The sequence below is a fragment of the Arachidicoccus sp. BS20 genome (assembly GCF_001659705.1).
Lineage (GTDB): Bacteria > Bacteroidota > Bacteroidia > Chitinophagales > Chitinophagaceae > Arachidicoccus.
Window position 1 is genome coordinate 2884626 of record NZ_CP015971.1, and the last position, 26833, is coordinate 2911458.

The following is a 26833-nucleotide window of genomic DNA, read 5'->3' on the forward strand; positions in this document are numbered from 1 at the left end:
ACTTTAGCCAATTATTTTATCTTGTCTTATTAATGAATTTTAAATAAATAGTTAATGCTTTTTTATGGAGAACACGTATTCTGATTTAGTGTGGTATAGTTGACCAGGATTTAAGACCGTACTCGGGAAATCCGGCTGATTGGGCGCATCGGGAAAATGTTGTGTTTCCATTGCAAATGCCGTTCGGAAACTGTCTTTAATATTATCATTAAAAGTATTATCCGATTTCATAAAATTACCGCTGTAAAATTGCAACCCGGGCTGGTCGGTATAAACATTCATTTCTATGCCCGATTTGTCGCCGATAACCGTTGCTGCCAAATGCCTTTCGCCTGTGCTGTCAAGAACAAAATTGATGTCGTAGCCTTTGCCGTTTTTCAACTGTTCATTCGGTTCATTGATTCTTGCGCCTATTGTTTCAGAATGTGTAAAATCAAATGGCGTGTTGGCTACACTTTCAATTTTTCCCGTAGGAATTAAGGTAGAATCAACGGGTGTGTAATTACTTGCAAATATTTGTACCTGATGGTTAAGAATTGTTCCCGCGCCCTCGCCATTGAGGTTAAAGAAAGCATGATTGGTCAAATTTACGACAGTCGGTTTATCTGTGGTGGCTTCGTATTCCATTTCCAAACCGTTGTTGTTATTGAGCCGGTAAGTAACTTTTACAGCCAGGTTGCCGGGAAAATTTTCTTCCATGTCTTTGGAAATTCTTGTAAAAACAATGGTGCTGCTGTCGGGTTGCGAAGCATTCCATACCTGGTATTGAAATCCTTTTTTGCCGCCGTGCAAAGTGTTTGGCGGATTATTAATAAACAATGAATAATTTTTTCCGTTTAAGGAAAATTTGCCTTTGGCAATACGGTTGCCAAACCTGCCGATGGTTGCGCCGTAATAAGGTTCTGTGGATTTTTGATAATCTTCGATACTTTTAAATCCGCAAACGACATCTGTCAGTTTCCCGTTTTTGTCAGGCACAAGAAGACTCACAATTCTTCCGCCGAAATTAGTAAAAGTCGCCATCAAACCATTTGCATTTTTAATAACAAACAAATCGGTTTTTACGCTGTCGATGGTTTGCTCGAAGCCTGATTTATCAAGGATAATGCTTTGGAGCGAATCGCCTGTATTTTGTTTTGTTGATGTTCCGCTGTTGCAGGATAATAATGCGGCAGATACGGAAGCAAGAATGAATAACCCGGATAGTTTTTTTATATGTATCATAAAAGGATTTTTATTTTTCTGAGTTTAATTTTTTAATGAGTTCTACTTCATCTTTTTTGTACGGCGTAAAATCTTTTCTGAAGATATCGTGAAACCATAATTCCGGTTCCGAGCCGTCGGGCATCGGATGATTCCATGCATAAATTGTATTGGTTTTACCTTGTACAAACCCCCAGTTGATGGCACCTACGTGTTCTTTTTTCAGCATGGGTAAAATGGTTTTGAATAAACTGTTGCGTGGTCTTGCCATATATTCTGTACATATTAGCGGTTTGCCGAATGATTTGAGTATTTGTACTGTTCTTAAATGTTCGTCGAGTTCGCCGTAATTATGGTAGGTAATAATGTCGGAATTGGCAACCTGAAACTTATTCAAATCTTCTAAATTCCAATCCCAAAGCCCGGCTGTAACAGGTTGTTCGGGCGCGGCTTCTCTTGCCCATGAGAAAACGGCTTTAAGTAAAGGTAAAGATTTATTTCCTTTGCCGCTGTTGCCCGGCTCGTTGTATAAATCCCATGCGAGAACTCTGTTGTCTTTTCCGAAAGTTGTGAGAATATCTTTTACATATTTTTCCAGTTCGGGAAAATTAGTGCTGTCTTCCGAAGCGGGCTGCCCCGGGTCCTGCATCCAGCCGGAATTGTGAATGCCGGCTTTGGGTGCAGGCTGTTTTCCCGGCTTGGGGTCTTTGTTCCAGCAATCGTCGAAAAAAACAAACATGGGTTGAATGTTATGTTTTTGGCAGATGGATAAAAATTGGTCAACACGTTTTTTAAAACCGTCCGGGTCTTCCTTCCACGCTACACTGTGCAAGAAAACGCGGAGTGTATTAAAGCCAATGCCTTGTGCCAATGACAATTCTTTGTCTATTAAATCGGGGCTAAAGGTATCTGCCTGCCACATTTCCAATTGATTGACGGCATTGCCGGGAATATAGTCTGCGCCTGTAAACCACTTATGCCCGTTGTACCATTGATTGGCTTTTTCGGCAGACCATACTTTGGATTGCGCCTGCACTTTGAGTTGAAAACCTAAAGCGACAAACGACAGACACCACAGCAAAAATATCTTATGTTTCATAACTTTTTATTTTTATTCATGGTAAAAAATTAATTATTCTCCTGACGGAACGGGTATAGGGACATCCGTTTTTCGGGGAACACCAAAATGAGGCGTTCCGTCTTTATTCCAGCTTATCTTTTGCATCCGTGCGCTTCTGAATCCACCACAGCCTTCGCCGTTTGCGGGATTGGCGTGATAAATAATCCAGTCTTCTTTCCCGTCCGGCGATGTAAAAAAGCCGTTGTGCCCCGGACCGTACACACTGTTGGTAATATTCTTTGTAAAAACGGGATGAGGATTTTTTATCCAGTTGGCGGCATTGAGCGGGTTGCCGCCTTTTTTCAGGGAAAGCATTCCCAAACAATAATCGTCCGTCCAGCAACCGCTTGCAGAATAAGTAAGAAACAGCCTGCCTTGCGGGCTTTTCAGAATTTCAGGACCCTCGTTTACAACGGGCAATCCGTTGCCGCTGCCGTTCTTTTCCCAGTTATATTGCGGATGTGAAAGCATCACGCGGTTGCCTTCAATCGTCCATGGATTGGCAAGTTTTGCGATATAAATATTCTGGCTCACATTGTCATCTCCAGCCCATCCCGACCAGATAAGATATTGTTTTCCCTTGTATTCAAATTCGGATGCATCAATTGCCCATTTGTTTGTTGCATCGGCAACTTTTCCTTTAAACACCCAGTGCGCAGACAAAGGGTTGGCATTTTTGTTTTCCAAAACATAAATCCGATGATGGTTATTGTTACCATCGTCAGCTGCAAAATACATATACCAGCTGTGGTTGATATAATGAAGTTCCGGCGCCCATATTTCTTTGGCATAATTACCTGTCTTTGGTGGCGTCCAAATGGTTACCGGTTGCACTTTGCCAAGTTCCGACATTTTTTTTGTTGCGATGATTTGCAGGTTATGCCCGGTCGTGCGGGTAACGTAATACGTATCGCCTTGTTGTATGACCCAAGGATCCGCGCCTGATTTTAAAAGCGGATTTGTGAAAGTTTTTACAGCCGGCTGTTGAGCAACAGCTATGGCGGCAAGTGAACACCCAAAGAATACTATGGATAATTGCTTTGCGACTGCATATTTTTTTCTGCGAATCATGTTCTCAATAATATTTAGGGTTTAAGTTTTAAATAATACATATTGCTTTGTTCCATTATTAGCTTATCGGCTCCCGAATTATCTTTTTCAAAGTGTGCACTGACGATTGCTGTTTTTCTTGGACCAACAGTCGAGTCTGAATTGTGCGTATGAAATACATAATACATTTTTCCTTTGCCGTCGAAAAAAATATCGCCATGTCCTGTTCCCGGCTTTCCGGTTCCGTTGATGCTGAGAATAGGGTTATCCGCGCTTTTTTGCCAGGGACCATAAACGCTTCTACTTACCGCATAACCAACTGCATAATGTTTGCTTTTGAAATGATTTGCTGAATAAATAAGATAATACCAGCCATTGTGTTTAATTACCGTAGGACCTTCAACCACATTGTCCATTTCTTTTTCCCATGGCAGCTCTGCTTCCAAACACAACGAATCGGTTGATTGAATGATGCCGGAAAAATCATCTTTAAGCTGCGCCACATAAATTTTATTGCCATTGTTGAACTCTACATGGAATAAATATTTTTTGCCATTATCGTCGGTAAACACAAATGGGTCGATTGTTTTTTTATCTGCAATCAATGGCTGTTTGTTAGATACAAATGGACCAAGTAACGAAGACGATTTGGCAATGGCAATATGTTCGTTGGCAACATAAGCCATATAAAATATTTTTCCTTGACGCCATATCTGCGGCGCCCAAAAACCGGCGGTTCCGTATGCTTCTCCTTTTCTCAAAACGAGTTTACTGTCGCTTTTTTTAAAAATTTTCAGATGGTCCGAAACAAAAGCTCTGATGCCTTGACTGTTGTTTATATCGTACGTTCCGTATAAATAATATTTTCCGTTATTGTAAAAAATTGTAGGGTCTGCCATAAATACAAACGACGGTTTTATAAATGAAGAATCAATTATTTGTCCATGAGCAGATAGGATTGTGCTGCTAAACAATAGAACTCCTAAAAATAATTTTAGTAAATATTCATTGGCTTTCTCCATTCGATTGTATATTATTTTATGAAAAGTCTTGGAACTAAGGGATTGAGCTGTTACGAAAATATTACTAAAATTCTATTTTTTGGATATCCGAGAAAATCATATCGTCCACACCTGAAATTTTTAAGCCTATCCGTGCATAAAAATAATTTTGATTCGCAACACCAATGTTGCCATTGTTGATATTGGTCGGAATTTTTGTTGTAAAATGAATGCTGTTTAAATTGGTAATATCGGCTCCGTTCACGGATGCCCTGGCAATCTCGTTATCGTCATCGACAAAGGAAGTTCTGTTCACAAATAATGCAATGGATTCGATGCTTTTGGCATTTTCGCCCTGAATTATTTGGCTTACGCTGCAAGATGCCGTAACCGTAGAATCTGTAGCCAGACTGAATTGTGCATTATTAATCAGATAATATGGAGTTACTTCAATATCCATTGTTTGGTTTCCACTTAATGTAAGTGGAATTGTATCTGAACTGCTCACGAAAGGTCCTTGGGAAGTGGGGAAAATTAATTGATAATTTCCATTAAATAACAGTGCGGAAAAAGAACCATCCTGATTGAGAAAAATATCGATTGGTCCGCTTTTGCCAAAACCCGATTGCCACAGCTCAAAATATACTGTTCCGCCGCCATTGTTTTTTACGCCGATTGGCTGTCCTTTATAAACAACGTTTCCGGTAAACTTGATATTTGGAGATGCGTAATTATCTTTTTTACATCCGTGTAAACAAGCTATTGTTCCAATTCCTGCCAGGAGTTTTAGCCATGATTTTATATTTTTCATTGTCGAAATATTTTTGATTTAATAATTACTTATTCAAAGAATTTTATTTCAAAATGTGGGTTACTGGTTGGGATTCTTTATAATCTTAGGATTGTTACTTAACACGCTCTGGTCAATTTGAGAATAATAATTGCCAATTAAGAATCTGTGTGCGGCGGTAACTTCATTGGGCTTGACAACTTTGAAAAGCCACTTGCCGTCTTCTGGTTTACCGGGTCGATATACTTTGTAAGGCCATAAACCATAAACCATTGTATTGGGAGTTGATGCTTTGCCTATGTTATTGATAAGATCGCTTGCCGTTATTTGCTCTCCGTTCCAGACTTTGTCGGCAATGCGCCAGCGTTTATTGTCAAACAATTCATGTCCTTCAAATGCAAGTTCTACCCTTCTTTCGTGAACAATTCTGTCAAATGTGATGTCTGCGGTGGTAAGCGGCATAGTTAAACCCGCTCTTGCTCTTACTTGATTCAGGAAGAAAGCGGCGGAATCTAAGTTGCCCAATTCAAATTCATCTTCAGCAATATTCAGCAATACTTCGCCATACCTGTAACGAATCCACCATACTTCACTCTGTGTGCCGATTTGACCAGAGCCGGTAGCCGGGTCCATAAATTTTCGTACGTAAAATCCGGTTTGCGCACTGAACTCGCGCCCGTCTATTGGACCGGAACCGCCCACGACCTGTTCGTCGTAGTTGCGCCCAGGCAGTTTGTCTTGTCCTCTGAAAACCTGTGAAGTAATTATTTTATAGTTGGAGTCCGGTAAGATATAACCTGCCCATATGTCCACGTCTTTGCCTTTAAACTGGCTTCCGGGCAAAATGAATGTGCCTGCTAACCGAGCATCTCTATTGGCGAAAATATCTGTTTCGTTGTCATAATAAATATAATTACTACCGTCATTGGTTTTGTACGGCGCATATTTATTATCCAAAGTTTCATACTGCAAAGCAAGGTTCAACGATGGATTTACTCTGCCGCCCTGTGATTCTTCTGCAATTGCCATCGGTTGATTGTTTAGTGTCCAGCCTTCAACAGTTCCACTTTTTAATTTAAAATTTTGCGCGAAGATGACTTCCGGGTTATTCGATTTATCGTAAAAAAGCGCGGCAAAATTTGTCGAGAGGTCGTCCGGTGTTTTCATATATAAGCTGTATTTATGACTATTAATCAATTCCATTGCAGCATTCCGCGACCTTTGATAATAAGCATTTGCCTGAGAAGCAGGAATGCCCACTTCGCCGTCGGGCAAAGAAACTTCCGGAGTATTGGCGCCATATTTTGCTATTGATGCTGCGTACAAAGCTGCTCTTGCCTGCATAGCGAGACAAACGCCTTTAGTTGCCCTGTCCTGTATAGCAGCATCGTCGGGCAACAGGTTTTTAATGGTGTCTAATTCATTGAGGACAAAATCATAGACTTCTGATTCTTTATTTCTTGGAAATTGCAAGGAAGTGGGGTCGCCACTATAATCATAAGTAAGAGGGACGGTAATGATAGGAACGCCGCCCATTCTTTTGACCAGTTCAAAATAATTGGCTGCTCTCAAAAAGCGGGCTTCTGCAATAAAACGGGTCCGGTCTGCGTCGGAAAGAGCAGTAGATGCTTCGCAATTCTGAATGAATAAATTGATGTTTCTGATGTAATCATAATTCCAAAGATTCCACCAGTCGTAAGGGTAGTTTATCTGCTGTACTCGCCAATAATTTCCTGCTTCCGAAGGGAATGCCTCATCGAAGTTGGTAAATTCCACCCAGTTGGTAATTGTTTGCTGATCCACATATCCTGCATATAAAGATGCTAATGCGGAATATGCCAAATCAGCATTTGCGAATACTTGGTCCGTTGTAAGAATGGACTTCGGCTGGTTTGTGAGGAAATCTTTATTGTTGCAACTGCTAAACAACAGCAGGAGAAGCGTGATATGCAATAAATACTTTTTCATCAGTATATTTTTTATTGTTTTTGAATGGCTGGATGGAGCGCTTGAATATATATTCCACAGTGTGTGAATATGTTATATCTGCGTTTCATCTTTAAATTTTTTGTTTGTAATAATCTTTTTCAGTTTCTAATACATAGTCACTTCGTATTAAAAAGCAAGATTTACGCCTACGTTTACATATTTACTCTGCGGATAAGTAAGTCCGTTTTCATCACTGATTTCAGGATCTATCCCAAACTGATGAACATTGTCTATTGAGAAAAGATTACTGAAATTGACATAGAATCTTGCTTTCGTAAACTTTACTTTTGCAAGCCATGCTTTGGGTAAAGAATAGCCTAATTCAATATTGCGGCTGCGGAAGTATTTTACATTCACAAGCCAGAAAGTTGAATTTTTATTGTAGTCATTGCCGCCGCCATCGTTATAACGAAATGCGGGATATTTACCAGGAACCCACGGACTGTTTACATCATAAATATCTTCGTGATGCCAGTGGCTTTCGTAAAACCGTTCTTGCAAAGCACCTCCGTTCTGGTAGGGCCAGCGCATTTCATAGTTCTGATTAAATGTATATCCCGAACCGTAAGTGAAATCCATACTTAAATCAAGTCCCTTCCAATTGACCGATAAATTTAGCCCGCCGTTGAAAATAGGATTCTGTCCTGCGCCCCAGCCAATTGGCCGTGTATCATTTTGGTCAATAACTTTGTCGCCATTCAGGTCTTTGTAGATAATATCGCCGGGAAGTAATGTTTTATTACCTTGTCCATCTTCATTTACAGGGTAATCATTGATTTGTTGTTGAGACGTGAATTGTCCCTCGGCTATGTATCCCCAGAAAAGATTGTTCGGACGATTCTCATTGCTGTTGAAATATTGGTCCAACGCATTATAGAACTTCGGTTGATATGTTGCTACCGTATATGGTCTCGCATAAGTAAGATTTGCAGCAACGGTAAAGTTTACATTCTTAATTTTTCCACTGTAGTTTACGGAACCTTCCAATCCCTGAACTTTATCGCTATTGTTTTCGATACTCTCGGGCGGTAGGGTATAGCCTAATTCGCTCGGCAACAGGACATCATATTTTGTTCCGGGAATGTCTGTTCTTTTTCTTTTGAAATAATCAAATGTCCCGTTTAATTTATTGTTGAATAATCCATAATCGAAACCTATGTCCAGCATGTGGCTTTTAATCCAGGTAATATTAGTAACCGGTATGCCTCTGTATGAAGAAATAATAACAGCATTCCCGTCTAATATAGCCGGAGAGCCTGAGTTATAATTATACGCTTCAAGATAAGAGAATTCATCAATAGGTAAATTTCTGTCATCGCCGGTAAGACCGTAAGAAGCGCGAATCTTAAACTCACTGAGTATGGACGGGCTTAGCCAATTTTGAATGAATTTTTCTTTGGTTACACGCCAGCTTGCCGTTACGGATGGGAATGTACCCCATTTGTGGTCGGGAGATAGAATGTAGGAGGCATCTCTTCTGCCCGCAACATCCAGATAATATGTATTATCATAATTATAGCTGAAACGACCAATATAGCCTATTTTGCTGGTAGTAACATCTGCATCATTATAAGTATCAAGTATGCTGACATAGATGAGCGGGAGCTCATTGCTAGTAGGAACGGCATGAACCCAGTTGCTCATATCTTCGCGTTTGTTTCTTTCATTTACAAAAGTCAATCCTATATTGTGCTTGCCGAAAGAATGATTATAATCTGCCTGCAATTGAATGTCGGAAGATAAAATTGTTCTCTGGTTTCTTTCTCGCCAGGGATTGGAACTCCCGCCTACCGGAACATATGTACTATCTGCCTGATTGTAGCTGTAAGTAACATAAGTATATTCCTGGTTGTTCAATATTTCATTAGCATAGTAGTAGGAAAACAAGCCTTTGAATGTAAGCCCTTTTAGGGGCGCTTTCCATTCAGCCGTAAGATTGGTTTGTAACACTCGCCATGTATCTCTATAATGACCGGATAATTGATTGTTGAGCAACCCCCAGTTTTCATTATCGTGTCCTATTTCATTAAGATAGGCTGGATTATCGTTGGCATATGGTCTTTCCCATGGTGCATTGCGGAGAATGGCAAAGCGCGCTTCCCAATAATCATCAGTACCCGGCACACCGGGATTTTGCCGGTCTTCTACGCGCCCATTGATTTGCGCACCTATTTTAAAGCTTTTGGAAATCTGTGCATCAATGTTACTTTGAATATTGGTGCGGTTAAACTTATATTCTCTGCCAAGTACAGAGTTTTGGAAAAGGTTAGAAAGCGAAACGTAATAGTTAATTTTATCGGTACCACCGGTAAAATTTAGGTTGAGATTGGTCAATGGAGAATTGCCTTTTACAATAAAATCGTACCAGTCGAAACTGCGGTAAATGCCGGTATCTGCCGATTTTGAGGTTGCAGCGGCTTTATATTTTGCCAATTCATCAGGGGAAATAGGCGTTCTCCCTTCATTCACATCAGCCTCTACTTTACCTTCCTGCCATTCATAGTTATTTGTTGTCTTAGGAAATCTTGACCAATTTTGCCAGCCTGTATAAGCATTAATATTGACCTGACTTTTGGAAGAAAGCTTACCTCGTTTGGTGGTAACAAGTATAACGCCGTTTGCCGCTTCTACGCCATATACCGCTGCGGAGGCATCTTTTAATACTGTGATGCTTTCAATATCATTGGGCGAAATGTTGTTAAACTGTCCTTCGTCCTGTTGTATTCCGTCAATTATAAATAGGGCACTTCCCATATTGCGGATGGAAATACTTGCACTTGCTCCCGGGCGGCTGTCCGACATACGGAAAGTAACTCCCGGGATTTTGCCGGATAATGTGCTGCTGACCGTAGAGCCGTTGTGGGAGTCTTCCATATCTTTACTTGTGATGGTAGAGACGGCGGCAGATACGTCTTCTTTTTTCCTTGTTCCGTAACCAATCATTACAACATCATTCAGGAATGAATTTTGTTCGTCAAGCCGGACATCAATGACATTCTTTTCCCCTACAACTATTTCTTTGGTTTTATACCCGATATAAGCAAATTGAAGAATGTCTCCTTTGCGTACAGTAATTGAATAAGTACCATCGGAGCCGGTAATGGTGCCTTTGGTTGAACCTTTGATTATTACAGATACTCCTGCGATGGGATGTTTTAACGAATCTGTTACTGTACCATGGACAGTAATGTCTGCAAGTATGGCAAAACCTGAATTATTATTTTGCACTTTTGGGATGATATATACAAATCTGTTTTCTATTTTATAAGAAAGAGGAAGATTTTTTAGTACTGAATCTAATGCTTGCCGGAGCGGATAATTTTTGAAATGGACATTAATGTGAGGAGCCGAATTTATCAATTGGTCGGTCCAGAAAAAAGCATATTTCGATTGATTTTGAATATCAGTCAATGCTTTTTCTAATGTAATATTATTGCCTGTAAGCGTTATTGTTTGCGCTTCGGTTTTTGCACGTACCTGTAACGCAGTAACAAGCAAGAGGAGTGTGGTTAAACGCATTGCTTTGCAAATTTTAAAGTACTGAACTAAGCAATATTTAAGAAACTTGCGTAAAGAAAAATATTCCATACTTTTGAAAAGTTTGGGTTAAACAATTAATCATTATTTGACATAGAATGGTGGATAATCTTTAAGTCGAACATTTTGCCGGGAGTGAGTTCCAGTCGCTTCCGGTTTTTAGCGTAAAGACTTGACGCTTTGAAGATTGTTATGTTTTCATAATATCATTTTAAGATTAAACAAATTATTTACCGGATACAATTATCGTTTTATCTTTTAGATTACAACGTACTCCATTGGCGGATAATGCCGCCAATATTTGCGAGAGAGGAACGGCTTTGTTTAATAGTCCGCTGAAATTTAAAACAGGAGGCTCGCCTTCGTAAACAACATCAACATTATACCAGCGTGAAACTTCGCGCATAAAAGTTGTAAGATTCATGCTTTTCATAGACAATTGACCATGGAGCCATGCAATGGATTCTTCTGCATCGACCCAACCAACATTAACGGAACCATCAGTAGATATTTTGCCTTGCTGTCCCGGGACTAATCTGGCGTTATTGTTTCCGTTTGTTATGCGAATAGAGCCTTCAAGTAAAGTGGCACAGGTGTATGGCTCATCTTTGTATGCCATAACATCAAAATGTGTTCCTAATACTTTTATTTTGCTTGCTCCTGCATTAACTATAAATGGATGCCGGGGATTTTTTGCTACTTCAAAGTAAGCTTCGCCGGAAAGTGTAACTTCCCTTGTATCGCTATTAAAACTTATTGGGAAACGTAACGAGGATGCGCTGTTAAGCCAAACTTTTGTCCCATCTGCCAGGACTAATGGCGGAGCCTGTTCGCCCCGGTGTGTGGTAAGTGTATTATAAACGTTTAATTGTGTCGCATTGCCCAAATAGGTAGTTACTCCGTTTTTATCTACAACGTAAATACTGCCTTTTTCTGCTGTTATTTTGACCGAATGAGCGCTGTCTAAAGCTATCTTCTTGCCGTTGGGCAACGTAAGCGTGGCTTGTGTTATACCTGGTTGTATATCATTAACAAGCTGACGTCCGGCAGAAGCAATTTCTGTGTTCTTGCCTTTGTGCATGAAAAATCCAAGAGTTACTAAAATGAATATAATAGCTGCCGCTGACATTATGTATCTTAACCGTTTTCGACGCAATATTTTTTTATTATCATTATCTCTGATTTGAGATTCGACAGCTTTGAATATTTTATGTTGTAATGTTTGTAATGAATCTATTTGGTCATCGTCCCAATCAATTTCCATATCCGGCATGGACATATACCATGCTTCAAGTGCTTCTTTATCGCTCTGGCTGATAGTGCCTTTCAGATAATTTTCAGCCCAATACTTTAATTTTTTTGAAGACGGAAAATTCATTGCTAAATAACGTTTGTATATAATAGTCTTTACAATAGAGAATAAACCCCTATTGTTTTATAAAAAATTTGTACGAATTCAAAAAAGAAGAAAGAAAATCGTTTTGAGTGCTCCATGTAAATGGTTGAGAGCCTTTGTTATGTGATTTTCAACGGTTTTTTTAGAAATGTGAAGATGTTGTGCTATTTCATGGTGGGACAAACCTTTTTCTCTACTTAGTCTAAATACTAAACGACATTTTTCAGGAAGTTCCAGTATGGCTTTTTCTAAGTCGTTTCTTAAAGTTTCATAGCTAAGCCATTCTTCGGTATTATGGCTGACTTTATCAGTGGAAAGGTGTTGTATCCTGGTCTGTTCTTTTCGCTGTTGCCCTAAGAAGGTATAAATTTTATATTTAAGTGCTCCATTGATATAAGTGTAAAAACTGTGGCGGATATTGAGATTTCGGCGTCTGTTCCAGATATCAATAAACAGTTCCTGCACGACTTCTTTGGCGTCGTTTCCTGACTGTAACTTTACATAAGCGATGGTAACCATTTTTTCAGAATACCGGTTATATATTTCGGTAAATGCAACCTTGTCGTCTCGCTTTAACAAGTCCACCAATTCGTTATCACTAAGAGATAGATAAGCGTTCATAATAATAGTCAATCCTTATTATATCTGTAAAATTTGTATACAATTGAAGCACAAATTTAAAAATAATAAATAACAAACATTCATTATTATTGTTGTCAAAACTCTTTGTATATATGTACCCTTAAAACAGTGGTACCGCTATTTGATAAAAGTCGTTTAGGCAAATCTCTGTTAGAAAAGCCTATACAGTATTTATTTATTCAATTTTTCGTCGAGCATTTTCATAAAGTATCCCCCCACGACGCTTCTTGCCTGAAAGCCCACTTGCTTACCGTCTGTTGTTTCGTGCCAGTCGCTCAAAGGCACACGGGTCGGCGTTTCGGTTGCGTACTTGTAAACAGGCGTTACAAATTTTTCAAACGTTGCTTTATCATTCGCCAGCGTTGCCGTCCACATAATCCAGTCGGATTTTGTATAAGTTTTTCTGCTGTCTAAAGGAAGACCGTATTTGTTCTGCTTCGTGAGATAATATTTCACTTCCTTTTCATAAACACTTTGCGGGAAAATATTCAGATGCAGCACTTTGTCCCAAACCAGATTATACTTTTGGCTCCAGGTATTTTTATCATTAAACGTAAGCGCATAATGGTCGCCTGCATCTGCAAGCTGCATCCATTTTTGTGCAAAGTCTTTTGCCATGGTAATATATTTTTCGGCAGTATCTTTTTGTCCCAACATATCTGCCATCAGTCCATAGGCGCCAATGGCAACGATGGCTTTCACTGAAAGGTTTGCGTTGCGTGCCAGATGTCCTGCAAAGTCATCCGTGCATAATTGGTTGGTAGGGTCAAGTCCTGCTTTTGATAAATAATCCACCCAAATGCTTAACTCTTTCCAATGCTGTTTTGCGTAGTTCGCATTACCTTCGGCTTTTGCAATAGCAGCCGTAGCAATGACTACATTTCCTGCTTCTTCCACCGGCATATCTTCTCCGTAGGTTTGTCCGTTTGCCAAAGGATAAGTGCCTAAATCGTGCGCAGGGAAAGGCTTTTGCCACTTACCGCTTTCGCTGTATTCATAAATTCCGTTCAGCATTCCTTTGAGTAAATCGGGATTGTAGATTAAATATAAAGGCGCGGAAGGATAAGTTATATCCACCGTGTTGATAGAACCGTTGCTGAAATTTTCTTTGGACAAAAATAAAATTTCTCCTTTGGGGCTTTGCACCAAAGCATGTGCGGAAACGCTTTGCCTGTATGCCAAATCGCAAAGCTTTGCGTAATCTTCGCCGCCCGCAGCAACGGCTTCCTGATACATTTGCTTATCGAAAGCGTTACATTTTTCTACCACCGGATTATAATCGTTATAAGCGGTTTCCAATTGCTGTTCAATGGAGCTGTTGCCGTCTTTGTTCCACCAGGGGCGCAGGTTGTGATGAAAATACTGAACCATGTATTGTTCATCATAACCGAGCTCGATAAATTTTTCTTTGGATGAAGATGATATTTTCCCAAGATTTAAAACGGTATTCAGTTCGAGGCTGTTTCCTTTGACAGAACCGGTTGATTGAACTTTGTTATTCAGAAATGCAGCAATACCGCTTGTTTCGGAAGATGTGATGAATTGCTGCGTTGTATTATCATTGGGTGCGCCTACATAAAAATACCCCCAGTCGATTCTCAGATCATCGCCTTTCTTTTGCAGTACGGGCTGTGATGTTGTGCCTGTTTTCAGCAATTTTAAATTGCTTGTATTGGCAACAGATGCAGCGACTTCCTGCTTTGATGTATTAACCGCAACGTCCGATGAGGCGCCGAAATAAACCTGCACATCGTGCGTTTTGCCGTCGTTGGATGTTGCATTAAAAGTTACATAAGAAACAGGGCGTGATACAAGATTCAAATCGCTCAGCAACAATGGCGAAATGAATTTCACTTGCAAATCAACCCCTCCCGCGGTAAAATCATACTTCGTTTGCGTCGCCGTTAAGCGGACAGCTTTTTGTGAAGCAAGCCGAATTTGATTGTCCATTGCCGAGGAGATTTGTTCAACAATGTCTGCATTCAAATAAGCTAAACCTCCTGTGTTGGTACAATGCACGGCTAAAATATTTTTGCCTGCTTTGATTGTGTTATTTATTTTTTCTGAAAGGTCAATATAATCTGGTCTTGTGTTCGCTCCTGTTTCTTCATAAATTTTTTGACCGTTTAAATATACTTCTACGTCATCATCGTGTTGAATTTGCAGAAAGAGATTGTGGTTGTTTTTTGAATAATTAAACGTTTGGCGAAACCATACTTCTTTAGTTTGCCAAACAGTTTTTCCGTTTTTCGCGTCGTCGCAAAAAGGTTCTTGGCCTGTTTGCCACTTTGAATCGTTGTAATTTTCTGAAGTCCAGTCTGCATCAGCATTTGACATGGTATATTTTATCGTTTCGGAATGCACAATGCTTCTGTAAATGTCGGGAGTTTTGCCGAGAAAACGATAGAACCGGTTATCAACTTTTACGATGCCAATCAAAGATTGATTTGTTCCCGTCCAGTGTTTTGTGGTAGATTCGTTCAGTACATTACTCGACGACCAAATACTGAAATACGTGTCGTGCGTTATCAGAGGATAGGAAGGTGCAACCTGTTGCGCGGATAGATGTATAACTGCGAACGCAAAGCAGACAGAAAGAATTTTTTTACAAGTTGCATTTCGTGTCATAGAATTTTTGTTTATGATTTGATTTAGATAAATTATTTTTTAGCTATTGTAGGGAATGCAGATATTCTAAGCCTTGTAGCACCCATTGGTATCAAAGTTATATCGTTTGTCTGCGATTGAGTGTTTACGGGACTTTCGGGCAGTACAGCGCAAAGCCCGTATTTATCGATTACCCATGAAGAAATTTGTTTCGCCTGAACATTTACGATTTCTAAAGGAACATTTTCCGGTGTGAATGGAAATGAATCTTTTGGAAAGGGTTTGTGTATGACTTTCCAATTTGCAGTATCATTCGATAAAACCAAACCGTAATTCCACGCGCTTGCAGCATATAAATTATACGCAGGATATTTGGACGGGTCTGCATTTTCCTGCCAATGAGAATCCTCCTGTACAGCTTTGCGGCTGTCCATTTTTTCAATCCGTTCTTTCATTTTTAAAGAAAATGTCAATGGTCCGTAATTAACGCTTACACTGTTTTTATTTGCCGTCCATTTTTTGACGGATATTTTCATCGGGAGATTCAAGGTTATTTTGTCGCCCTCTTTCCAATCGTTTGAGATTTGAGCATAAGCATCAGGCGTCAACTGTGAGGATGCTTTTTTACCATTAATGAAAATGCTTGCATTGTTGCACCATTGCGGAATGCGCAGGTACAACGGAAAATTTGTTTTATTTTTTGTATGAATGATAAACTGAATATTTTCGTCAAAAGGATAATTTGTTCGTTCTTCAATGGAGATATTCGTTCCGTTACTAACTTTAGCGTTTACCGTATTTGCATTGTATAAAACAGCCGCGAGTCCGTTGTCAGGTGTTGCCATCCAAAGATTTTCTGAGTAGTAGGGCAAGCCTTGCGCATGATTGTGCTGACAACAACGGCTGCTGAAAGGATTCATCATTAAAAAAGGTCCTTCATTGGCAATATCGGGATGATGATTTTTATCGTCGCTTACTACCATGTTCGGCGCGGTAAGATAGCGCAGTGCTTTGAAGTCGGGCATCAACGCGGCTGGAAAAGTATTAAACATTACATCCTCGCAATTGTCTGCCCACAACGGATTTCCGGTAAAACGAAGCAACATTTCATCGGAAGCCATTTGCTCCACAATGCCGCAGGTTTCGATTGCCTGTCGTGGGTCGGTATAACCCGGTCGCGCATTTTCATCTGCGCCAAACATTCCACCCGGAACTTGTCCGTAAATTTTTCTTACAAGCTCAAAATCATTGTATGTCGCTTTCAAATCGTTGGAATCATTGCTCTGCAAAAAATAAGTTGCAGGCTCTCTGAAACTTTGGGCGATGTTTACGTTGTGCCAATTGGGCAAATTATTTTTCTGTTCCCAATTTGCTGTATTGCGATGAATTTTCTTTGCTAAATCCAGCAGCCAATTATCGCCTGTTCTGTTATACAGCCAATACACGCTATACAAATTATCGCCGCCGCGACTGTTCTCCCAATAATCTTTCAGAAACATACTGTCGGGCAAGTTCAATTCCCATTGAAAATATTTTGTCATAAAAGGAATCACACGATTGTCATTACTGTAGTCGTAATAAGACTGCAAACACCAAAGCATAATCATATTTGCCCACAAATCGGGCTTGCCGTTTTTCAAAGAAAGCGGTCCGAAATATCCGTCTTCTCTTTGCGATTGAAGCACGGCATTGAGCCAAAACTTCGTTTCATTAATCATTGCCGTATCCTTCAGCAAATACGCCAAATCTCCATAGCCTTTCAACCAATACGGAACTTCTTCCCAACCGTGAGAACCTGTACCATCTTTACTCAGCCACGCATTATCTTTCTTTTCTAACCATGCGCTTATTTCGCCAAGATGTCCCGTTAATCCGTCGCGTTGCAAGTGCAGATATTTCAACAACCATCCTTGCGGCTGAATGCTGCCGATGGGTAATTTGATAAAATGTAAAGGCTGCAGCGGATTTTTATTGCTTGTATAAAAATCATTGGAAGCATTCAGCGGCGGCGAAGCAACACTTCTTACCGAAATATTGTTGTTGTTTTTTGTCCATGCTGCAATAACGAAAACGCAGAGAGCGAGCATTGCTGCTGCGAAAAATATTTTTATTTGTTTCATTCGCTATAATTTATGAGCGTGATTAAAGTTCATCATTTATTTTTAAAGAACGTGCTGTATTACCAATCGGTTTATTTTTTGTTTAAAAAGAATTAATAATTCATTATAAAATGTTATCTCGATTTATACAATCGCACGGCAAACAGAAAAATAAACACATAGCAGATAATCGGTAAATAGTACGAAACGGCTACATCATGATTGGCAATTTTTCCCATGAAATACGGGAAAATAGCGCCACCTACCATTCCCATTGAAATATAAGAAGATGCCTGTTGGGTTTTAGCACCTAAATCTTTAAGCCCTAAACTAAAAATAGTCGGATACATAATGCTGAAGAAAAAATTAATCATCAGTAATGCTATGAAGGATGTCCAACCTAAATTTTGCGCTACAATCAGGCAACACAAAACACTTCCTAATGCAAATGCAGCGAGTAGTTTATTTGGCGCTATAAATTTCATCAATGCTGTGCCTACAATTCTGCCGATAGTCATCATTGCCATAAACAAAACCATGTAATTACCTGCCGTTTGCTCGGAGAATCCCATTTTTTCATGTCCGTAATTAATGAAAAATGCCCACGTGCCGCTTTGCGCCGCCACATTGAAAAACTGCGCCGCCACCGACCAGATAAAATGCGGATGTTTTATCAATGGCTTATTTTGTCCGGCTTCAACATTTTCTGCTTCATGATGTGCGTATTGAACTTTAGGCACGTGTGTAAATGCAAAAGCAATGGCAAAAAGTGCAATCACAATGCCTATTGACAAATACAAATATTTTACGGAAGAAAGGTCATTGGAATCATGTGTAACTCTCAACAGAAAATAAGTGCCGATGGCAGGACCAATCATTGTGCCGACAGCATTGAATGATTGCGAAAAGTTAAGTCGTCTGTCGCTGGTTCTTTGATCGCCCAAAGCAGCAGCAAACGGATGCGCTACTGTTTCCAATGTTGCCATGCCTGTTCCTAAAATAAACAACGCGATTCTAAACATAGTAAATGAATTGTTATTTGCCGCAGGAATAAATAATTGTGTGCCACAGACAAATAAAATCAGTCCGAGCAACACGCCTTTTTTGTAGCCGAATTTTTTCATAAAAAGCCCCGCGGGAATACTCATTACGGCATAGGCGCCAAACACAGATAGTTGAATTAAACCCGATTTGGATTTATCTATATGCAGCACATTTTGAAAATGCTTGTTAAGCACATCGCACATGGAAAGTGCAATGCCCCAAATCATAAAAAGACAGGTAACATACCCGTAGATAAGCACATATTTCTTATCGATAAATTTTGGATTATTTGACATAAAAATTACTTACGTTCATTATTGAATTAAGAAGCGGAAAACATATAAGAATATTCGGACAGTTCTTTTCTGAAAATTTTCAGCGCTTTGCCGATATGCTTTTCTACCGTGCTTAAAGATATGGACAACATTTGTGAAATATCTTTTTGAGAATAACCATTATTGCGGCTTAGCGTAAATACATCACGGCATTTCGCAGGCAAATTATAGAAAACCTGGTTGATTTTTTGAGAAAGTTCTTTTGTTTCCAAATCAGCAAAAACGATTTTGCAAGATTCATTAGAAAAAACGTTTTTGCAATATTTGCTGCGAATATTTTCTGCACGCATTTCATTAAAAATTTTAAAGCGTACAGCCTTGTTGAGATACGCTTTTAATGATACGCTAAAAGCTATTTTTTCTCTTCTTTGATAGAGGGAAATAAATATGTCCTGAACGATGTCTTCCGCTACCTGCCTGCATTTCAGCGTTTTGTATGCAATGTGAAACAACAGGGAATAGTAGCGGGAATATATTTCATTGAAAGCTGCTTCATCTTGCCGCGACAAAGCAAATAACTGCTCATCTTCCATAGCATGATAATTGAATTTTTGTTCCATTTTTACAAGATTTAGAAGCGAAAAGTAGTAAACTTTTGTTTAACAAACAAATGTTTCTTAATTTATCCGAAAGCAATAAAAAGGAAATGAATAATGAAAGCGTTAGAGGTTTGTATTTTACACTAAAAAATGCTTTAAACGCAATTACTAAAATTGCGTTTAAAGCATTTTAAAACAATCTTTTTATTACAATAATTGTTTTTGATTTAACAGCGCGGCAGCCTCAATGAGCATACAGCCGCTTTCTTCAACAGTTAAATCAACAGATGCATCAGTAGGCGGATTTTTCCAGTAAGTTCCATATAAACCGGCTTGCTTATTAGCACCCGCATACCAAAGTGTTTCGGCATTCAGCTTCAGAAAATCGATGTAGCGTTTTCTTACAGTTTCATCCAAATCGGGGTTTGCAATAAGTTGTGTAAAATAACGAATGAAAATGCCGTTGAATAATCCGCCATCGCCTTTTCCTTCATCTATCAGCAATCTGTCGGCAGTAGTGTAAGATGTATTGTTCAAAGCATAATTGGCAAATGTTTGCGCATCGTTGAGATATGCAGGATCTTTTGTTGCATTGTACAATTCATTTGCTGCGCCAATCATTAACCCCTGATTATATGTAAATGCCGATGATGACCTTGAACCGTCTGTATTAATTCCGTCATATACAAAACCGTTCGGGTCGGTTAAAGAATCTTTTAGCCAGTTGTAATCTTTTACAGCCCAGTCGAGATTGCTTTGGTCTTTGAACTCTTCATATAATCTTACAGCGAAAATACAAGCGGGACCGTTTGCCGGAGTGTTTTTAAATTTTTTGTCTTTATTCCAATAAATTCCGCCGCCCAGTTCGTCGCTCCAGCCACCTTTTATATCTGTCCATATAGTGTTTGCTGCATCCTTGAATTTTTCATCGTTAGTCGCCTGATAAGCACGGAGTACAGCTAATGCATTCCAGCCCATATCGTCATAGTAAAAGCCGATAAATGTATTGCCGTTTTTTTGCTGAACACCGGTGTACCATTTATTAATATAATCGGAATAAGTGCTGCTTTTGCTTCTGTTGAATGCATCTATCAACACATCCAAACCATGCGCCTGCGGCCAATACTGAAAGCCGGAACTTGCTGTGCTTTCATTGAAATAACCCGGAGTGGGATTCCAGAAATTATTGATTAAAAATTCCGTGCTGCTGTCGGCTGCCTTGTCCCAGTCAATAGCGTACCGGTCAATACCGTCTTGTGTACTGAAATCATAATCGTAATGCCTTGTGCATGAACTTAGAAACAGCATTATCGCAACAGTAAAAAAATATCTGTATTTCATTATCTATAACTTGTTTTATTATGCATGTATTTCCTGACTTTACCTACGAAAATGCCGAACTAATGAATGGTTACCGAGTGTGTATAATTCGCAATATCAGGCGAAAAAATTAATTGAATATCGGCTTGTTTTCCATCGGCTGCATCAGGGAATTTGAAACCATAATCCCATTGATCATTATCACTAAGTGCTATGGCTCTTAAATAATAGAAAGATGCCGGACTGCTTGATGTAGGCGCATTTCCACCTTCGTGGTCGCTGTTTCCCCACCATTCGTAAGTATCTGCCGTACCGTTGTTTACAGTAACTCTGAATTTATGACGATTATCTGTCCAGCCACCCATATCGGTAAACACTACTTTGTAATTATCCATTTCCCAAACACCATTACTCTTATAAGTGAAAGTGCCTTCAAAATCGTTTTTGGAACAATACCAAAAATCGACTGCTTTAATTTGACTTATCTGTGCATTTAATATAGATAAATCCAAATCTATTCTATACTCTTTTGTATCGCTGCCTGTAATCGTTGTTACATCGTCTCCCTCGCGGAAAGTGCTGCCGTCGATATAAAAACTACTTATATCGCTGCCGGAAGTTTTGTCCACAAAATGATATGTTCCGGATTTGAGCGAAGTGTAAATTTCAAATTTCCCGTCGCCGGTAGATTTCAGCTTGATGGCTTTGGACAAATCATCTCCGCCTTCTGTTGCTGTTCCTGTGATGTAAAGCTCTGCCGGTGGATTGTCTAATCCATTAGCGCGCTTAACAGTAATGGTGCGTGCGGAATCTGCCTTTACTGCATTAACACCTTTAGATGAAAATACTGTCCATTTAAGGTTGATGCTGTCCAATGGAGAAATTCCGGCATTTTTTGCTATCGTGTTTAATGTGGCTTTTGAAATAGTTGCTTTGTTATTCACGCCGTTTCCATCGGAAACAACCGTATATAGCGGATGCGAAAAATCTCCGTCCGGCTTATCGAATGCTACGGTGTAAAGCACCAAACCGCCATCTTGTGCAAGCGATTGGTCCCACTCAAATAAAACTGTTGAAGTATTGGATAAATCAACAAATTTATCGTTGGCAGGAGAGAAGAACGTTTTTACAGGTGTAACCGTTGTACTTACAGAATTGTCATCTTTTTTACAGCTTGTTGCAGCTAAAAACGCTAATGCAAAAAGTATAAGATAATTGAGCTTTTTCATAACTCTTTATTTGATTTTAAAAATTTATCGATTATTGTTTTTATGACTTAATTGAATTTTACCATCCCGGATTTTGGTCGAGATTCGGATTCAACGCTCGCTCGTCTCTTGGTATGGGCCATAAATAATGCCGGCTTGGGTCAAACTTTCGGATATTGACTCTGAGATACCCGTCATCTACGCTTGGGTCGCCGAATTGTGCGCCATGCACATAGCCATTTAAAACGGTTTCTGCAGTTTTCCAACGACGGATATCGAAAATTCTCAATCCTTCCAGCGCCAGTTCATCACGACGTTCTCTTCTGATAATTGTTCTTAAATCGCTTTGACTCCAAGCTGCGTTATAATCCAGCGCATTGGCATCCGTAAATCCTGCACGCGAACGAAGCGCTTTGATAGTTGTATTCCAATCGGTTTCATCCAACTTACTTAACTCATTTTTTGCTTCGGCATACATCAGCAATACATCGGCATAACGAATAAGAATCAAATCCAGTCCCGAATTAAAATTCGATGCAGTCGGGTCGTAATATTTTCTTACATAATATCCTGTGGGAGAAGCTATGCTTCCTGCTTTATATTCATCAGGCGCGCTCTTGTCGGGGTCGGTGCCGGGCTTGATATAAATGGTTTTAGTAGAGCCATCTGGTTTCGTCCATTGGTAGCCATCGTACACAAGTGTAGCCGTCATGCGAGGGTCTCTGTTAGTGTAAGGATTATTCGCGTTGAACCCGGAAGATGCATCGCTTGGCAATTTACCGTTTAGCATCATGTAGTCATTTACTAATTCTTGCGTAGGTGCAAGTCCGTTTAATCTTGCTCCCGCAGAAATGGGAACCATGTCTATCAAATCGCCATAGGTTCTTAAATTTGGAACATAGCCTGCACTCAGTATTACTTCACTATTATTTTCGTTTGCCGGGTTAAAAAGACCTGCATAAGATGAAAACAGCGAATACGTTCCGTTTTGGGTAGAGCCAATCAGCTTGCTGCATTCATTTACTACATCCTGCCAGCGGTTTTCATAAAGATAGACACGCGCTTTTAATGCAATAACTGCACCTTTGGTTATGCGACCGATGTCGCTTTTGGTATAAGCCGTATTGACCGGTAAAACATTTTCAATGTCATCTAATTCTTTTAAAACAAAATTGACAACACTGTCATGCGAGCTTCTTGAAATGTTTTGTGATTCTTCAATAGAAATGTCGTGGTCAAACAACGGAACTGCTCCCCACCATGTAGTCAATTGAAAATAATGCCATGCTCTTAGGAATCTTGCTTGCGCGGATATCTGATTGATTTCATCTTTCGTAATGCCGGGAACTTTGTCGATGTATTCGAGAATAACATTACTTGTTTTGATTCCCTGATAGTGAAAGCGCCATTCATCGTCCAGGCGTTGCAACGATGGGTCGTACACGCCGGAAGAAATGGATGTTACACCTGCAGCATCGCCTCTCCCGTCGTAAGCGTTGTCCGATAATACTTCGTTGTAGAAAAAATAATCGGGATTGACAATCTGTGAATACGCAGTATTCAAGACAAGATTGGCTTTATCTACAGAGGTCCAATAGTTAAGTTCCGTGTACTCATTGGTCGGAACCAAATCGAGTTTCTTACACGAAAAACCTATGCAGATAATCGTAATAAAATACAATATTCGATAGCTCTTTTTCATTCCTATATTTTTACGTTATGTGTTTAAAAATTTACATCCAATCCAAAACCGTAATACAGCAGCGTAGGATAATTTCTTCCGCTGTTGGAACCACCGCTTGTGAGATTTCCGCTAAACTCTGTTGATTCCGGGTCGATGAATTTTGTTTTGGCAAGCGTTAATAAATTTTGTCCTGTAAAATACATTCTCAACTTTTCAATGCCCATGCTTTTGCTCCACTTCTCAGGAAGAGTATAACCGATTTGAATATTTTTTAAGCGCGCATAAGCAGCGTTAAACATATTCAGGTCGGAGCCTTTACGGAAATTATTGGTATTGGAAGAACTCCCGGAAACTGCAAGTCTCGGATATTTTGCATCAGGATTTGTGGGTGTCCAAAAATCTAACTGATGGTCAAAGATTACATAAGAATAATTCATGTGGAAAGGCTCGAGTAATTCGCCTCTTACATCCATCGTTCTTTGCCCTACACCTTGTATGAAGATATTCAGGTCAAAATTCTTCCAGCCCAAATCATAAGTAAGCCCGAATGTATAATGCGGGAAAGGTTCGCCAAGGACATATCGGTCATTATCATCGATAATGCCATCGCCGTTTTTGTCTTTATAACTAATATCTCCCGGTGCTACGTCCAGCCCCACAAACTTCGGCTTGTTTTGTATATCGTTCAGGTTCTGAAAATAACCGTCTCTTTTAAGTCCGACATAAGAGGCAATCGGCAAACCTTTGGCATACAAAATCTGTATTTCGTCAGCAGTCTGAATTCTATCCTGACCGTTTGCCATCTGCGTAATTTTGTTTCTTGTATCTGCAATATTGAAAGAAAGCGAATGACTGAATATGCTGCCTCTTGTGTTATAATTAACCGTAACTTCCCAGCCTTCATTTCGTACGGATGCAATATTGAAATCTACATTGCTGCCGCCGAATGTTCCCGGTAGGTTGGGCGTTTGCAGAATGTTCTTTGTGAGCTTGTGGAAATAGTCAAAATTTACACTTAACTTATTATGAAATGCACTTACGTCTGCTCCAATGTTAAACGTGTGTGCGGTTTCCCATCGGATGTCAGGATTTGCCGTATTAAATCCGGTACCGGCAACAGGAGTATTGTTGAACCCATAAGCGTTGGAAAATACAAAATATGTTGTCTGGTACTGATAATTTCCTACATTCTGATTTCCCAATACACCATAAGAAGTGCGCAACTTAAGCATATCAATATAATCGGCTATTTTCCCGTTTTTAAAAAAATCTTCTTTGCTGATAACCCATCCACCGGATACGGAAGGAAAATATCCCCAACGGTTATCTGCGGCAAATTTTGAAGAACCGTCTGCTCTGAAATCGCCTTCGAACAAATATTTTTCATCATAGGAATAACGAAGCCTACCGATGAAAGAATGCAGCGCATTTTCACTCGTTCCTTGTGGTGTAATCTGCTGATTGCCTACATTGGCATAAGTAGATGAATTGGGAAGATGCAAATCGGAAGATAACGTATCAAGCTGTACATGGTTTGACTTTCCTGTGTATGATTCTGTTGTATAACCACCCATGATTAAAAAGTCGTGTTTGCCAATCGTTTTTGCATACTGAAGAATCAATTGTGTATTGAGCAATATATTTTTAGAATTAAAATCGCCTGCGCTCGAACCTTGCGAATAACCGTAAACGCCCGCTGTGTCGCCACCTAAAGGTGTGCCTGCGCGGAAGAAAGGAACGAAGTCTGTTTGCCAGTATTCATGATTGGCATCCAGCGTTCCGCCGAAAACACCTTTAAGCGTCAAGCCTTTGACAATTGTAAGGTCGCCGGTTATTGTTCCGAACAGGTTGTCATTATCGTACTTTCTGAAACCGCCGTCGTTCAAGATGCCTAAAGGATTGAATTGGGTTAATACATCATTAACCAAATACCTGCCTAAAGAATCTTGCATTTGGTAAAGCGGCGGCGTTCTTTCTGCATCTACAACAAGTGTTCCTGTACTATAAGAATGGTCTTTAATTTCATTCCTTGTATAAGCAATATTGGTAGAAAGTTTCAGTTGCTTATACTGTGTGGACAGATTCATGCGGTAATTGTAACGCTTTACGCCCTTTGCCGGACCAACGAAATTGCTGTTCTGCGCCATATAACCTGCGGAAACAAGATAGCTACTGTTGCCCGCACCACCACTGAGTGTAAGATTGTGATTTTGCTGGAGCGCATCTTTAAAAATTTCATCCAAAAACCATTCATCGTCGCCTTTTTCTTTTTGGCTCTGGATATCTAAAGGACTGTATTGAATAGCTTGTCCTGAATTGCTTAGTGCCTGGTCTTTCAACAACATATTTTCCCAACCCGGAACAGGCTTTACAAGAATATGTGGATGAATCAATGTAGCGATGCCGTTGTAGGTTAATGACGAACTTCCGGCTTTGCCTTGCTTGGTCGTAATCAAAATAACACCGTTTGCCGAACGAGAACCGTAAATAGCTGCTGCTCCGGCATCTTTCAATATGGAAACACTTGCGATATCATTTGGATTGATGTTATTAATATCGCCGCCAACAACTCCATCTATTACGACCAATGGCGAGTTGTCGCCTAACGTGCTTACACCTCTTAAATTAAGATTAACGGGCTGTCCGGGTTCAAAGCTCTTCTGTTGTATTATCAGGCTTGGCGCTGTTCCCTGCAAAGCTTGAGAAACGTTTGGAACTGCTCTTCCTTCAAATGCTTTGGATTTTACTACATCTACGCCGCCCGTAACACTTACGCTTTTTTGCGTTCCATAACCTACAACTACAACCTGTCCTAAATCGTTGGCAGAAGCAGTTGTGGTCATAGTTATTTCTACATATGTTTCAGCGTGGACATATTTTGTTTGGTCTTTGTAATTCAGATAACGGATAATCAGTGTATCTCCGTTGTTACTGATGTTGAGGGAAAATTTTCCATTGTTATCGGTAAGTGCACCGCGCCTACTACTTTTTATTTGGACACTTGCTCCGGCAAGAGGATGCCCTGCAGAATCCTTGACCAAACCTGTTAAGAGATGCTCCGTTTCCTGAGCATACAATGAAGATGACAAGCAACAGAAAACGACTGTCGCACATACTGATATAAAAATATTTTTCAGATAGAAAACGGTGTTGTTCCTCATCATTTAAAATTCAATTGAACAAATAATTTTTAGCGATTGATTTCGAATGTATATATGTAACGCTAACAATCATCAACCTCTATTCGCCATAAATTTTTTATTCAACCA

The 26833-nt window shown here is 39.8% G+C and carries 17 protein-coding genes; all 17 read right to left on the reverse strand.

The window, feature by feature from the left end:
* Window positions 1–51: 51 nt before the first annotated feature.
* Window positions 52–1224 carry an aldose epimerase family protein gene (locus A9P82_RS12625; protein ID WP_066208362.1) on the reverse strand — a complete coding sequence of 391 codons (1173 nt, stop codon included), beginning with the start codon at window positions 1222–1224 and terminating at the stop codon, window positions 52–54.
* 10 nt (window positions 1225–1234) lie between these two features.
* On the reverse strand, window positions 1235–2302 hold the full coding sequence (locus A9P82_RS12630) for a cellulase family glycosylhydrolase (RefSeq protein WP_066208364.1): 1068 nt from the start codon (window positions 2300–2302) through the stop codon (window positions 1235–1237).
* A 33-nt stretch (window positions 2303–2335) separates the two neighbouring features.
* A complete protein-coding gene (locus tag A9P82_RS12635) occupies window positions 2336–3394 on the reverse strand; it encodes a glycoside hydrolase family 43 protein (RefSeq protein ID WP_066208366.1) in 1059 nt (352 codons plus the stop codon).
* A gap of 14 nt (window positions 3395–3408) precedes the next feature.
* Window positions 3409–4272: a glycoside hydrolase family 43 protein gene (locus A9P82_RS12640; protein ID WP_082915341.1), complete on the reverse strand. Its 864-nt coding sequence runs from the start codon at window positions 4270–4272 to the stop codon at window positions 3409–3411.
* 187 nt (window positions 4273–4459) lie between these two features.
* Window positions 4460–5185 carry a DUF3823 domain-containing protein gene (locus tag A9P82_RS12645; RefSeq protein WP_066208370.1) on the reverse strand — a complete coding sequence of 242 codons (726 nt, stop codon included), beginning with the start codon at window positions 5183–5185 and terminating at the stop codon, window positions 4460–4462.
* A 60-nt stretch (window positions 5186–5245) separates the two neighbouring features.
* Complete coding sequence (locus A9P82_RS12650) at window positions 5246–7132, reverse strand: RagB/SusD family nutrient uptake outer membrane protein (protein WP_066208372.1); 1887 nt, start codon at window positions 7130–7132, stop codon at window positions 5246–5248.
* A 147-nt stretch (window positions 7133–7279) separates the two neighbouring features.
* Window positions 7280–10672, reverse strand: coding sequence for a TonB-dependent receptor (locus A9P82_RS12655; RefSeq protein ID WP_066209930.1), 3393 nt, complete (start codon window positions 10670–10672; stop codon window positions 7280–7282).
* A 244-nt stretch (window positions 10673–10916) separates the two neighbouring features.
* A complete protein-coding gene (locus A9P82_RS12660) occupies window positions 10917–12068 on the reverse strand; it encodes a FecR family protein (protein ID WP_066208375.1) in 1152 nt (383 codons plus the stop codon).
* 78 nt (window positions 12069–12146) lie between these two features.
* Window positions 12147–12707, reverse strand: a complete 561-nt coding sequence (locus A9P82_RS12665) for an RNA polymerase sigma factor (RefSeq protein WP_066208378.1) — start codon at window positions 12705–12707, stop codon at window positions 12147–12149.
* Between the two features lie 192 nt (window positions 12708–12899).
* On the reverse strand, window positions 12900–15356 hold the full coding sequence (locus A9P82_RS12670; protein ID WP_082915342.1) for a glutaminase family protein: 2457 nt from the start codon (window positions 15354–15356) through the stop codon (window positions 12900–12902).
* A 32-nt stretch (window positions 15357–15388) separates the two neighbouring features.
* The gene (locus A9P82_RS12675) at window positions 15389–17455 is read right to left on the reverse strand and encodes a beta-L-arabinofuranosidase domain-containing protein (protein WP_066208380.1); all 2067 of its coding nucleotides are present in this window, start codon (window positions 17453–17455) and stop codon (window positions 15389–15391) included.
* Between the two features lie 113 nt (window positions 17456–17568).
* The gene (fucP, locus tag A9P82_RS12680; protein ID WP_066208382.1) at window positions 17569–18774 is read right to left on the reverse strand and encodes an L-fucose:H+ symporter permease; all 1206 of its coding nucleotides are present in this window, start codon (window positions 18772–18774) and stop codon (window positions 17569–17571) included.
* 26 nt (window positions 18775–18800) lie between these two features.
* Window positions 18801–19373, reverse strand: a complete 573-nt coding sequence (locus A9P82_RS12685) for an RNA polymerase sigma-70 factor (protein WP_066208384.1) — start codon at window positions 19371–19373, stop codon at window positions 18801–18803.
* A 186-nt stretch (window positions 19374–19559) separates the two neighbouring features.
* Entirely contained in the window at window positions 19560–20693 is a 1134-nt protein-coding gene (locus A9P82_RS12690) for a glycoside hydrolase family 76 protein (RefSeq protein WP_066208388.1), read from the reverse strand.
* A gap of 59 nt (window positions 20694–20752) precedes the next feature.
* Complete coding sequence (locus tag A9P82_RS12695; RefSeq protein ID WP_066208390.1) at window positions 20753–21901, reverse strand: SusE domain-containing protein; 1149 nt, start codon at window positions 21899–21901, stop codon at window positions 20753–20755.
* A gap of 58 nt (window positions 21902–21959) precedes the next feature.
* Window positions 21960–23582, reverse strand: coding sequence for a RagB/SusD family nutrient uptake outer membrane protein (locus A9P82_RS12700; RefSeq protein ID WP_066208392.1), 1623 nt, complete (start codon window positions 23580–23582; stop codon window positions 21960–21962).
* Between the two features lie 23 nt (window positions 23583–23605).
* A complete protein-coding gene (locus A9P82_RS12705) occupies window positions 23606–26728 on the reverse strand; it encodes a SusC/RagA family TonB-linked outer membrane protein (RefSeq protein WP_082915343.1) in 3123 nt (1040 codons plus the stop codon).
* Window positions 26729–26833 lie beyond the last annotated feature (105 nt).